The sequence below is a fragment of the Leucobacter sp. L43 genome (genome assembly GCF_016597785.1).
Classification (GTDB): Bacteria; Actinomycetota; Actinomycetes; order Actinomycetales; family Microbacteriaceae; genus Leucobacter; species Leucobacter alluvii.
On record NZ_JAENJG010000002.1, the window covers coordinates 406,290 to 418,644 of the forward strand.

Sequence of the window (12,355 nt, forward strand, 5' to 3'; positions counted from 1 at the left end):
GCCCACCCCGAACCTTGATCACCAGCCAGCCCCAACCACTACAGGAGAGACATGGGAGCGCAACTTCGGGTCTACCGGCAGAAAATTCGTTCTGCCCAGACGACCAAGAAGATCACCCGTGCGATGGAGCTGATCGCGGCATCTCGCATCCAGAAGGCGAAGGCGCGCGTCGAAGCTTCGACGCCGTACACGACCGCGATCACACGCGCGGTTTCTGCCGTCGCCACGCACTCGAATTCCGACCATCCGCTGCTCACCGAGGCTGAGAAGGTCGAGCGCGCAGCGGTCGTCATCTTCACTTCGGACCGCGGCCTCGCAGGCGCCTTCAACTCGCAGGTGCTGCGCGAAGCCGAGGAGCTGAGCGAGCTGCTCCGCAGCGAGGGCAAGGACGTCGTGTACTACCTGATCGGCCGCAAGGCCCAGGGGTACTTCTCGTTCCGCCGCCGCGCCTCCGAGCGCGTGTGGACGGGCGACACCGAGAACCCGACGTTCGAGACCGGCAGCGAAGTCGCTGAAGCGCTGCTCGAGATCTTCGGGCGCCCCGCTGCTGAAGGCGGAGCGCAAGAGATCCACCTCGTCTACAACCGCCTCATCAGCATGGTCAGCCAGGTGCCGCAGGTGCACCGCCTGCTGCCCCTGCAGATCGTCGAGGGCGTAGCCGAGGCAACCGATGCACCGGAAGCCTTGTACGAGTTCGAGCCGGATGCAGACACCGTGCTCGACCGCCTGCTTCCCGCCTACATCGAGTCGCGCGTGTACAACGCGATGCTCGAATCGGCCGCAGCGAAGCATGCTGCGACGCAGAAGGCGATGAAGTCCGCAAGTGATAACGCCGACACGCTGATCCGGGATTACACCCGCCTCGCGAACAACGCGCGCCAGGCGGAGATCACCCAGCAGATTTCCGAGATCGTGGGCGGCGCTGACGCGCTGTCCGGTTAAAACAGCACGAAGAGAGAGAATCATGACCGAAACCGCCGCAGTGGCGACTGAGGCCACCAAGGTTGTCGGGCGGATCGCTCGAGTCACCGGGCCCGTCGTCGACATCGAGTTCCCCCACGATGCGATTCCCGCCGTTTACAACGCTCTCGAGACGAGCGTCGACTTCGGTGACGGCACCGCGTCCTCGAAGCTCGTTCTCGAGGTCGCACAGCACCTCGGAGACAACCTCGTCCGCGCCATCGCTCTGAAGCCCACCGACGGTCTCGTCCGTGGCCAGGAAGTGTTCGACACGGCAGGCCCCATCAGCGTGCCCGTCGGCGACATCACCAAGGGCAAGGTGTTCGACGTCTCGGGCAACGTGCTCAACCTCCCCGAGGGTGAGACCATCGAGATCACCGAGCGCTGGGGCATCCACCGCACCCCGCCGGCGTTCGACCAGCTCGAGTCGAAGACCGAGCTCTTCGAGACCGGCATCAAGTCGATCGACCTCCTCACGCCCTACGTGCAGGGTGGAAAGATCGGCCTGTTCGGCGGCGCGGGTGTCGGCAAGACCGTCCTCATCCAGGAGATGATTCAGCGCGTCGCGCAGGATCACGGCGGTGTGTCGGTGTTCGCCGGCGTCGGCGAGCGCACCCGTGAGGGCAACGACCTCATCCACGAGATGGAAGAAGCGGGCGTCTTCGACAAGACCGCGCTCGTGTTCGGCCAGATGGACGAGCCGCCGGGAACGCGTCTTCGCGTCGCCCTCTCGGCGCTGACCATGGCGGAGTACTTCCGCGATGTGCAGAAGCAGGACGTGCTGCTCTTCATCGACAACATCTTCCGCTTCACCCAGGCCGGTTCCGAGGTCTCGACGCTGCTCGGCCGTATGCCCTCCGCTGTGGGCTACCAGCCGAACCTCGCAGACGAGATGGGTGTGCTCCAGGAGCGCATCACCTCGACGCGCGGTCACTCGATCACCTCGCTGCAGGCGATCTACGTTCCCGCCGACGATTACACCGACCCGGCTCCGGCGACGACCTTCGCGCACCTCGACGCGACGACCGAGCTGTCGCGCGAGATCGCATCGAAGGGTCTCTACCCGGCGATCGATCCGCTGACGTCGACCTCGCGCATCCTCGACCCCCGCTACTTGGGCGAGGATCACTACCGCGTCGCCACCACGGTCAAGGCCATCCTGCAGAAGAACAAGGAACTCCAGGAGATCATCGCGATCCTGGGTGTCGACGAGCTCTCCGAGGAAGACAAGATCACCGTGTCGCGCGCACGTCGCATCCAGCAGTTCCTCTCGCAGAACACCTACATGGCGAAGAAGTTCACCGGTGTCGAGGGCTCGACGGTTCCGCTCAAGGAGACCATCGAGTCGTTCGATGCCATCGCCAAGGGCGAGTTCGACCACGTTGCAGAGCAGGCGTTCTTCAACGTCGGCGGCATCAACGATGTCGAGGAGAACTGGGCGAAGATGCAGAAGGATCTGGCCTAAACGATGGCGCTGAACGTGAGCGTCGTCTCGGCCGAGCGTCAGGTCTGGGCGGGTGAAGCCTCCCAGGTCATCGCGAAGACGGTCGAAGGCGAGATCGGTATCCTCAGCGGCCACGAGCCACTGCTCGCGCTTCTGGCGAAGGGCGAGGTGCGCGTGACCACCGCTGGCGGCGAGAAAGTCGCGGTCGAGGCGGAGGGCGGGTTCCTCTCGGTCGACCACGACACCATCACCATTGTCGCGGGACGCGCCACCGTAGCGTAGTCCCCAACACCAGCGAACGGCCGGTCATGCCCTCCACGGGGCACTGATCGGCCGTTCGTTCGTGCAGCGCACGAAAGGTACGCATGTTCCTCCTGCTTCCGCCGTCCGAGACGAAGCGGCCCGGCGGCGCCGGCGCGTTCGATCCAGCACGGCTCCGATTCGCTGACGAGCTCGCCGAGTTCCGACGACGCGTGCGCGAAGCGCTCGAATCGCTGAGCAGCGACGAGGCGGCGGCAGCGAAAGCGCTGAAGCTCGGGGTGAAGAACCGCTCCGAGCTCGCGCACAACCGCCGACTGGGTGAGAGCGGCGTGCTGCCGGCGATCGAGCGGTACACGGGAGTGCTGTACGACGCCCTCGAAGTCGCCACGCTCGATACGGCGTCCCGGAAGTGGCTCGACGATCACGTCGCTGTGCAGTCCGCGCTCTTCGGCCTGATCGGTGCGGGGGATGAGATCCCCGCGTACAGACTCTCCGCGAGCTCGCGCCTGCCGGAACTCGCCATGCCGCTGAAACGCCTGTGGAGCGGCGCACACGCTGCCATCTCGTGGGATGACGCCCCCGGACTGGTGCTCGATCTCCGCTCACAGGATTACGCAGCTCTCGCCCCGCTCCCGGACGGTATCGGATGGTTCCTGCATGTCGCGCAGCGCAGCGCGGACGGCGAGGTACGCGCCCTGAACCACTTCAACAAGGCGGCGAAAGGCGATCTGGTGCGGCGCCTCGCGAGCGACCAGGCCGCCGTTTCAGATATGGACGCGCTCCTCAGCTGGGGCTCGTCGGCAGGGCTCGAGCTGCACGCCGACCCCGACGAGCGGACCCTCACGCTCGTCACGCAGCTCGGTGCTCCGGGCATGACCGCATCGCGGCAAGCGGATGCAGGGTAATATGGCTCGGGTGTCTATGAGAGGGAAGCTGTGACGGCTCGCGGAGAGAACGGAGTTCGGCGACGGCTGAACTATCGTGCCGGAGGCGATCTCGAGCTCGAACTCTCGTGGTTCGCGATGACGGACGTCGGGCGCCGTCGAGAGAACAATCAGGACAGCTACGTGACGGCCCCGCCGGTGTTCGCGATCGCGGACGGGATGGGCGGTCACTCCGCCGGCGAGATCGCCTCGGCAGCGGTCGTTCGACGTCTCGCCGAACTCGGCGGCAAAGACCTGGTGAGCGAGCAGGACATCGACGAGACGCTCGGCGACGCCGTCGACGATATCGAGCTCGACGCCGGCGACACGGAGCTCGGAGCAGGCACGACGGTGACCGGAGTCGTGCTCGGCACGGATCCCGAGCCGACGTGGAAGGTCTTCAACATCGGCGACTCCCGCGTCTACCAGTACTTCAAGGGTGCGCTGAGCCAGATCACCGTGGATCACTCGGTCGTGCAGCACCTCATCGATACCGGCGCGATCACCGAGGAAGAGGCGGAGGTGCACCCGCACGCCAACGTCATCACGCGCGCCGTCGGGTTCAACGAGGCGCCCATTCCCGACTACACGTCGCTGGCGCTCATCGCGGGTCAGCGGCTGCTCATCTGCTCCGATGGCTTGACCAAGGAGCTGACCGATGTCGGCATCCAGCACTTCCTCGCGACGGAGGTCACTGCGGAGGCTGCCGCCCGCTCGCTCGTGCGGCACGCGCTCGAGAACGCGGGCCGCGACAATGTGACCGTCGTCGTCATCGATGTGCACGCGGTCGGAGATGTCGTCGACACCGGAAGCATCGAGGGATCCGGCATCGATCTCTCGGACCACACGGAGAGCGTGTGCTCCGAGGGCGACCGGAGCCGCGCTGCGGCGGCAGTGACATCGGCTCCGGTGCACACGCCGAGCCGGGATGGCCAGGACGAGGAGGACTGCGACGACGTCGAGCCCGTGATCCTCCCCGATGCGCCGAGCACGCCCCGCCCGGAAGAACGCTGAGCGCTGCGGCCCAGCGCTCGCCGAGGCGCGCCGCCGCGAGCCCCTACGAGCTCGCGACCGAGAACGACTCCTGCAGCACGGACATGACGTCGGCGATGAGTGCGTCACTCATCTTCAACGAGGGCAGGAAGCGAATCGCCTGATTGTGCACGCCGCTGCTCAGCAGCAGCACCCCCCGTTGCGCGGCCGCGTCGATGACTCGAGCGACGAGATCGGCGTCGGGTTCGAGCGTGCCGGGCTTCGTCACCTCGATGGCGAGCATCGCCCCCATGCCGCGCACCTCGGCGATCGCGGGGAAGCGTTCCTGAAGCTCGCGCAGGCCGGCCCCGAAGGAGGACTCGATGCGTCGGGCCTCGCCGAGCAGGCCGAGCGATTCGATCTGCTCGAAGACGGCCACGGCGGCCGCGCACGACACCGGATTGCCGCCGAAGGTTCCTCCGAGTCCGCCCGGCTGCGACTGGTCCATGATGTCGGCCCTGCCCGTGATCCCCGCGAGCGGCAGGCCTCCGGCGATGCCCTTGGCCGAGAGCACGATGTCGGGCACGACGCCGAACTGCTCGATCGAGAAGACCGTGCCGGTGCGCGCCATCCCCGCCTGCACCTCATCGGCGATGAAGACGATGCCGTTGGCGCGGCACCACTCGGCGAGCGCCGGGAGGAAGCCGTCGGCTGGCACGATGAAGCCGCCTTCACCCTGGATCGGCTCGACCACGAGGCATGCGAGGTCGGATGCCCCGGCCTGCTTCTCGAGGTAGGCGATCGTGCGCGAGGCGGCCTCTGCACCGGTGAGTCCGTCGTGCAACGGGTAGGAGTTCGGCGCCTTGTAGATGTCGCCGACTCGCGGGCCGTACCCGAGCGCGTACGGCGCAGCCTTGTGATTCATGCTGCTCGTGAGGAGCGTGCGACCGTGGTAGGCGTGCTCGAGCACGGCGACCCCCGGCCGTCCCGTGAACTTCCGTGCGATCTTGACGCCGTTCTCGACTGCTTCGGCCCCCGAATTCATGAGCAGTGTCTTGTACGGAGCGCTCGCCGTCGACCCCGGTACGTGTTTCGCGAGATGCTCGGCGACCTGCACGTAGGGTTCGTACGGGGTCATCGTGAAGAGCGTGTGGGTGACGTTCTGCAGCTGGGCGGTCGCCGCCGCGACGACGCGATCATCAGTGTGCCCGATCGTGGTGACGCCGATGCCGCCGCAGACGTCGATGATCTGATTGCCGTCGACATCGATGAGGATCGAGTCGTGCGCGCGCTCGATGTACACGGGGAGCACGCTGTGCACGCCGGGAGGCACGACTGCGCGTCGCCGCTCGTGGATCTCCTTCGAGCGGGGCCCGGGGATCTCGGTGCGTACGAGACGCTCTTGAGGAACTGAAGATTCGGTGCTGACGGCTACGGCGCTGGTCGCTGAACTCATGGTCTCGATCCTACTCTCGGGGCACTGCGACACCGTTTAGAGTGGGGTCATGAAGGATCTGCACGAGTACCGCGTCGGTGTCGAGTGGACGGGCAACCGCGGCTCCGGCACGAGCGGGTATCGCGCGTACGGGCGCGAGCTGCTGATCCACGCCGAAGGGAAGGCTCCGCTCGAGGGCTCGGCGGATCCCACCTTTCACGGCGACCGCGACCGGTGGAACCCGGAGGAGCTCCTCGTCACCGCGCTCGCTCAGTGCCATATGCTCTCCTACCTGCACATGGCCGTGCGCGCCGGGGTCGTCGTCGTCGCGTACAGCGACGCCGCGACCGGCGTGATGCGGCAGCAGGGGATCGGCGGAGCCTTTGAAGAGGTCATCCTGCGTCCGCGCGTCACCGTTGCCGCGTCCGGCATGGTCGACGCGGCGCGGGCGGCGCACGCAGACGCCTTCGCAGCGTGCTTCATCGCGAACTCGGTGAACTTCCCGGTGCGGCACGAGCCGGAGATCGTGGTCGCCGCGGGAGAGTGAGGCCGGGCGACGTCGCGCGACCAGCTCAGCTCCCGGTTCCCAATACAATGGAACCCATGGCCAACCCCTCCTCGTTCTACTTGACGACCCCCATCTTCTACGTCAATGACGCCCCGCACATCGGGCACGCCTACACCGAAGTGGCCGCCGATGTGCTCGCTCGCTGGCACCGCCAGGCCGGGGACGACACCTGGTTCCTCACGGGCACGGACGAGCACGGTCAGAAGATCTTGCGCACCGCGACTGCGAACGGCGTCGCACCGAAGGAGTGGGCGGACCGTCTGGTCGAGTCGGCCTGGAAGCCCCTGCTCGATCTGATCGACATCTCCAACGACGACTTCATCCGCACGACCGACGCGCGCCACGAGGCCGGCGTCGCGAAGTTCCTGCAGAAGCTGCACGACGACGGCCACGTCTACGCGGGCGAGTTCGAAGCGCTCTACTGCGTCGGGTGCGAGGAGTTCAAGCCCAAGAGCGAGATCGTCGACGGCACCGGTGAGTTCGCGGGTCAGAAGGTCTGCGCCATCCACTCCAAGCCCCTGGAGCTGCTGCAGGAGAAGAACTACTTCTTCAAGATGAGCGCCTTCCAGGATCGTCTGCTCGCGCTCTACGAGGAGCAGCCCGACTTCGTGCAACCGGCCAGCGCGCGAAACGAGGTCATCGCGTTCGTGCAGCAGGGACTCGAGGATCTCTCGATCTCCCGCACCTCGTTCGACTGGGGCATTCCGATCCCGTGGGACGCATCGCACGTCACCTACGTCTGGTTCGACGCGCTGCTGAACTACGTCACAGCCATCGGCTACGGCCAGGACGATGAGGAGTTCGCGCGCCGGTGGCCGGCGAACCATCTCGTCGGCAAAGACATCCTGCGTTTCCACGCGGTGATCTGGCCGGCGATGCTCATGGCAGCAGGGCTCGAGGTGCCCAACCACGTCTTCGCCCACGGCTGGCTCCTCGTGGGCGGCGAGAAGATGTCGAAGTCGAAGCTCACCGGCATCGCGCCGAACGAGATCACCGATACGTTCGGCTCGGACGCGTTCCGCTACTACTTCATGCGAGCGATCTCCTTCGGGCACGACGGTTCGTTCAGCTGGGAGGATCTCGCGGCACGCTACCAGGCCGAACTCGCGAACGGTTTCGGCAACCTCGCGAGCCGGGTACTCGCGATGAACGCGAAGTACTTCGAGTCCCGAGTGCCGGAGGCGGCCGACGAAGCGCCGGCGGACGAGGCGATTCGCGAACTCGCGGCATCGGCGGCAGCGCGAGCCGACGAGCGCATGGATGCGTTCGCGATCCACGAGGCGATCGCCGCGATCTGGGAGCTCGTCGACGCGCTGAACGGGTACATCACCGAGCAGGAGCCCTGGGTGCTCGCGAAGGATCCGGGGCAGCGCGCGCGTCTCGGCACCGTGCTCTACACGGCGACCGAAGGGCTGCGCGTGCTCGCCGAGCTCCTCGCTCCGGTGGTGCCGCTCGCGACCGACAAGCTGTGGGCAGCGCTCGGCGCCGAGTCCGCGCTCGGCGCACTCGACGAGCAGCCGCTCCGCGATGCGGCCGTCTGGGGCAAGCTTGCGCCGGGCACCGAGCAGCAGCCGCTCACGGTGCTGTTCCCGCGGATCGAAGCCGACGAGACGGGCAAGTGAGTCAGGCTGCTGCAGCGGTTCCCGAGGGCGGGCTCCGCAAACGCAAGTCGGACGGGCGGGACCTCACGCGGCCTGCGGCTCCGGAGCCCCTGCCGCTGCCCGTATACGACAACCACACGCACCTCGAGTTCGAGGACGGTGTGGATCAGCTCGACCCGCTCGAGTCGCTGGCGCGTGCCGCTGCAGTCGGCGTGCAGGGAGTCGTGCAGGTCGGAACGGATCTCGAGACGAGCCGGTGGAGCGCGCAACTGGCGGCGAGCGACGCGCGCGTGCTGGCCGCGGTCGCACTCCACCCGAACGAGGCGCCGCGCGTCGCTGAGCTGGGGCTGCTGCACGAGCAGCTCTCCGAGATCGCCCGGCTCGCAGCTCAGCCTCGCGTGCGCGCGATCGGCGAGACCGGGCTCGACTTCTTCAGAACGGGCGAGGACGGCCGGGACGCGCAGATCGAATCGTTCGAGGCGCACATCGAGATCGCCAAGGCGAACGGCATCGCCTTGCAGATCCACGATCGCGATGCTCACGACGAGGTCGTGGCCACCCTGATCCGCGTGGGCGCACCCGAGCGCACGGTGTTCCACTGCTTCTCGGGCGATGCGCGCCTCGCGAAGATCTGCAACGACCACGGCTGGTACGTGTCGGTGGCAGGACCCTCGACCTTCAAGAACGCGCCCGTGCTCCGCGAGGCGATCGCCGTCGCGAAGCCAGAGCTCCTGCTGATGGAGACCGACGCCCCGTTCTTGACGCCGGAACCCTATCGCGGGCGGCCGAACGCGCCGTACCTGCTGCCCTACACGGTGCGGCGCCTGGCGGAGACCCTCGAGCGCCCCCTCGATGAGGTGTGCGCGCTCATCGCCGCCAACACGGAACGCGTGTACGGATCGTGGCAGCTCGAATCAGCTGAGGCGACTTCGTGAGCGACGAGAACCGCGAAGCGCCTGCGCTGCTCGGTCCGGCGCAGGTGCGCGAGCTCGCCGAGCGACTCGGCGTGTCGCCGACGAAGAAGCTCGGGCAGAACTTCGTCATCGACCCGAACACGGTGCGCAAGATCGTGCGGCTCGCCGGCGTGCAGCGGGGGGAGCGCGTGGTGGAGATCGGACCCGGGCTCGGTTCTCTGACGCTCGGACTGACCGAAACCGGCGCGGGCGTCACCGCTGTGGAGATCGATCACCGGCTCGCCGCCGAGCTCCCGGCGACGGTGGCTGCGATGCAGCCGGAGGTCTTCGCGGATGCGGAGCGCCCGCGTCTGAGTGTGGTGCGCAGTGATGCGCTCGACGTCACCGCCGAGGATTTCGCGGCAGACGCGGCGCCCACGAAGCTCGTGGCGAATCTTCCGTACAACGTGTCGGTGCCGATCCTGATGCATCTGCTCGAATTGCTCCCCGACCTGCGCGGCGGCCTCGTGATGGTGCAGGCCGAAGTGGGGTACCGCATCGCCGCGCAGCCCGGATCGAAGGAGTACGGATCGCCGAGCGCGAAAGCGGCCTGGTACGGTCCGTGGCGCATCGCAGGCACCGTGAGCCGCAAGATCTTCTGGCCCGTGCCCGGCGTCGACTCCGTGCTCGTGGGATACGAGCGTCGAGACGAGCCTCGCGGCACCGAGGCCGAGCGGCGTCTGACCTTCGAGCTCGTCAACGCGGCATTCGCGCAGCGCCGGAAGATGCTGCGTCAAGCCCTGCAGCCGGTGCTGGGAGGGTTCGATCGCACCGTGGGCGTGATCACGGCAGCAGGGTCGAACCCCGCAGCGCGGGCGGAGGAACTCGCGATCGACGAGTTCCTCGCGATCGCCCGCGCGGCAGCCAGTGCTACGGAGTCCGGGGAGTAAGGCCGAGCGAGAGAGCGTGCAGGAGCTCGGTGAACCGCACGATGTCGCTGACGGTCCAACGTCCCATCGCGTCGCGGAGCTCGTGCTCCTTCTCGCCCCGAGTCATCGCGAGACGCTGCGTCCCGAACTCGCTCACTGAAATGCGGATCGACCGGCCGTCGCTCGGATCCGGCGCGCGGTCGATGAGGCCTCGCTCGTCGAGATCGCGGATCGTGCGGCTCATCTGCCCCTTGTCGGTGAGCAGTATCTCGGTGAGTTCGGAGAGCGTCGCACTCCCGACCCGGGAGATCGTCGTCAGCACCTTGTAGGCGCCGGGAAGCATCCCCTCGCTCACCTGCGACGCATTCGCCATCGCCGACCTGCGAAACTGAGTGAAGATGAGCTCGAACTCCCGCTCGAGCGCCTCGAAGGCCTGCGTGCGCGGGTCGCCCGCGGGGCTCCCACTGCGGTCCTCGTGCTCGGAAGCCGAGGAGGGCGCAGCGGGAGCCGCGGAAGCCGGACGCGTGGGTGACGACATGTCGCTACTTCTCCGACGGCCGGTTCGGAGCGTCGTCGTCCTCGACCACGGGGATGCCACCGGTCGCGGTCAGCACCCCCATGCCCTCCGAGGTCGACACTGTGGCGAAGTCCGCCTCAGATGCGTGCGCACGCTCGCTGTTCGTCATGCTCGTGAGCGGGGTGTTCGGCAGGAAGATGATCGCGATGAGGCTGAGCACCGCGAACGGCACGGCGATGAGGAAGGAGTGCGAGATGCCCTGCGCGTAGACGTCTTCGACGATGATCCTGATCGCGTGCGGCATCGTCGAGACCTCTGGCAGAGCCCCCGACTTCAGCTGCTGCGCGACGGCGATGCCCTCTTCGCCGAGCGACTGGACCGCGGTGGCCATCTTGCGAAGGATGGATTCCGATCCCATGAGGTCGCTCACGCGGGCCGCTAGCGCTGCGCCCATCACTGAGACGCCGATCGTGCCGCCAAGGCTGCGGAAGAACGTGACACCCGAACTGGATACGCCGATCTGCGCGGGATCCGCGGTGTTCTGCACGACGAGCACCAGGTTCTGCATCGTCATGCCGACGCCGGCGCCGAGCAGGAACATGTACAGGGAAACCAGAGCGAAGTTCGTGTCGTAATGGATGGTCGAGAGCATCGTCGAGCCGGCGATCAGCAGCACGGCCCCGACGATCAGGTACGGCTTCCACTTGCCGTACTTCGTGATGAGACCGCCGACGCCGATCGAGGCGAGCAGGAGGCCGGCGATCATGGGGATCGTCATGACGCCCGCCTGCGTCGGGGTGGCCCCGCGCGAGAGCTGCATGTACTGGCTCAGGAACACGGACGAGCCGAACATGGCGATGCCGGTGGCGATCGAGGCGACGACGGCGAGCGTGAACGTGCGGCTGCGGAAGAGCGTCAACGGTACGAGGGGCTCTTTGGAGCGCAGTTCGACGATGATGAACAGCGTCGCGGCGACGAGGGCGCCGCCGACCATCAGGATGGTCGTCAGGCTCCACCAGTCGTAGTCGCGCCCGGCATTGGTCACCCAGATGAGCAGCAGCGATACCGACACGGAGAGGAGCACGATGCCGAAGTAGTCGATGCTGGTGCGCTTGCGCGGACGCTTGGGCAGGTGCAGGGTCTTCTGCACGATGAACAGCGCTGCGACGGCGAACGGCAGTGCGACGAAGAAGTTCCATCGCCAGTTGATCGAATCGGTGATGACGCCGCCGAGCAGCGGACCGCCGACGGTCGAGAGCGCCATGACGGCCCCGAAGAGGCCCATGTAGCGTCCGCGCTCGCGCGGGCTGATGATGTCGGCCATGATGACCTGGCTGAGGGCTGCGAGTCCGCCAGCGCCGATGCCCTGCACCGCGCGGAAGGCGATCATCGTGCCGGGGTCCTGCGAGAACCCGGCCGCGGCCGTCGCGAGCACGAAGATGCCGATCGCGAGTTGGAACAGGAGCTTGCGATTGAAGAGATCGGAGAGCTTGCCCCAGACCGGCGTCGAGATCGCGGTGGTGAGTAGTGTCGCGGTGACGACCCAGGTGTACGCGGCCTGATCGCCCTTGAGGTCGTGGATGATGACGGGCAGCGAGCTCGACACGACGGTCGAGGCCAGCATGGAGACGAACATGCCGAGGAGGAGCCCTGAGAGCGCCTCGAGGACCTGGCGATGCGTCATCTTCGGCGGTTCCGTGGGTGCGGATGCGGGGAGAGACATTGGTTCCTGATTCTGTGTGCTGCGGAGTGCTGTGAGCGTGAGAGCATCGGTTGATGCAAGTCAACAGTTGACGAAGATCAACCATACCACTTGGTTGACCGTTGTCAACTAACGAACGAGTGTGACACG

12 protein-coding genes are annotated in these 12,355 nt (G+C 66.8%); 9 read left to right on the forward strand and 3 right to left on the reverse strand.

Annotation, left to right across the window (positions count from 1 at the left end):
- Positions 1–51: 51 nt before the first annotated feature.
- The 5 genes from JE033_RS11140 to JE033_RS11160 all read left to right on the forward strand — a co-directional run bounded on the left by JE033_RS11140 (position 52) and on the right by JE033_RS11160 (position 4,602).
- The gene (locus tag JE033_RS11140; protein WP_090150385.1) at positions 52–942 is read left to right on the forward strand and encodes a F0F1 ATP synthase subunit gamma; all 891 of its coding nucleotides are present in this window, start codon (positions 52–54) and stop codon (positions 940–942) included.
- A 22-nt stretch (positions 943–964) separates the two neighbouring features.
- A complete protein-coding gene (gene atpD / locus JE033_RS11145; protein ID WP_090150382.1) occupies positions 965–2,425 on the forward strand; it encodes a F0F1 ATP synthase subunit beta in 1,461 nt (486 codons plus the stop codon).
- Positions 2,426–2,428: 3 nt separating this feature from the next.
- Entirely contained in the window at positions 2,429–2,686 is a 258-nt protein-coding gene (locus JE033_RS11150; protein ID WP_090150378.1) for a F0F1 ATP synthase subunit epsilon, read from the forward strand.
- Positions 2,687–2,769: 83 nt separating this feature from the next.
- Complete coding sequence (locus JE033_RS11155; RefSeq protein ID WP_200331627.1) at positions 2,770–3,570, forward strand: YaaA family protein; 801 nt, start codon at positions 2,770–2,772, stop codon at positions 3,568–3,570.
- A gap of 30 nt (positions 3,571–3,600) precedes the next feature.
- Positions 3,601–4,602: a protein phosphatase 2C domain-containing protein gene (locus JE033_RS11160; protein ID WP_090150372.1), complete on the forward strand. Its 1,002-nt coding sequence runs from the start codon at positions 3,601–3,603 to the stop codon at positions 4,600–4,602.
- 43 nt (positions 4,603–4,645) lie between these two features.
- Here JE033_RS11160 and JE033_RS11165 read toward each other — a convergent pair whose 3' ends face one another.
- A complete protein-coding gene (locus tag JE033_RS11165; protein WP_200331629.1) occupies positions 4,646–6,016 on the reverse strand; it encodes an aminotransferase class III-fold pyridoxal phosphate-dependent enzyme in 1,371 nt (456 codons plus the stop codon).
- A 49-nt stretch (positions 6,017–6,065) separates the two neighbouring features.
- Between JE033_RS11165 and JE033_RS11170 the strand changes: the two genes are divergently transcribed.
- Genes JE033_RS11170 through rsmA form a run of 4 tightly spaced genes read left to right on the forward strand, consistent with a single transcriptional unit; the run spans position 6,066 to position 10,007 of the window.
- Positions 6,066–6,542, forward strand: coding sequence for an OsmC family protein (locus JE033_RS11170; RefSeq protein WP_200331631.1), 477 nt, complete (start codon positions 6,066–6,068; stop codon positions 6,540–6,542).
- Between the two features lie 56 nt (positions 6,543–6,598).
- The gene (metG, locus tag JE033_RS11175; protein ID WP_200331633.1) at positions 6,599–8,185 is read left to right on the forward strand and encodes a methionine--tRNA ligase; all 1,587 of its coding nucleotides are present in this window, start codon (positions 6,599–6,601) and stop codon (positions 8,183–8,185) included.
- Entirely contained in the window at positions 8,182–9,099 is a 918-nt protein-coding gene (locus tag JE033_RS11180) for a TatD family hydrolase (RefSeq protein ID WP_200331635.1), read from the forward strand. The genes metG and JE033_RS11180 overlap by 4 nt, the downstream gene beginning before the upstream one ends.
- Complete coding sequence (gene rsmA / locus JE033_RS11185) at positions 9,096–10,007, forward strand: 16S rRNA (adenine(1518)-N(6)/adenine(1519)-N(6))-dimethyltransferase RsmA (RefSeq protein ID WP_200331637.1); 912 nt, start codon at positions 9,096–9,098, stop codon at positions 10,005–10,007. Before JE033_RS11180 ends, rsmA begins: the two co-directional genes overlap by 4 nt.
- Here the strand turns inward: rsmA and JE033_RS11190 are convergent.
- Positions 9,988–10,524, reverse strand: a complete 537-nt coding sequence (locus JE033_RS11190; RefSeq protein ID WP_090150355.1) for a MarR family winged helix-turn-helix transcriptional regulator — start codon at positions 10,522–10,524, stop codon at positions 9,988–9,990. The genes rsmA and JE033_RS11190 overlap by 20 nt on opposite strands.
- Positions 10,525–10,528: 4 nt before the next feature.
- Positions 10,529–12,187: an MDR family MFS transporter gene (locus JE033_RS11195; protein WP_234037440.1), complete on the reverse strand. Its 1,659-nt coding sequence runs from the start codon at positions 12,185–12,187 to the stop codon at positions 10,529–10,531.
- Positions 12,188–12,355 lie beyond the last annotated feature (168 nt).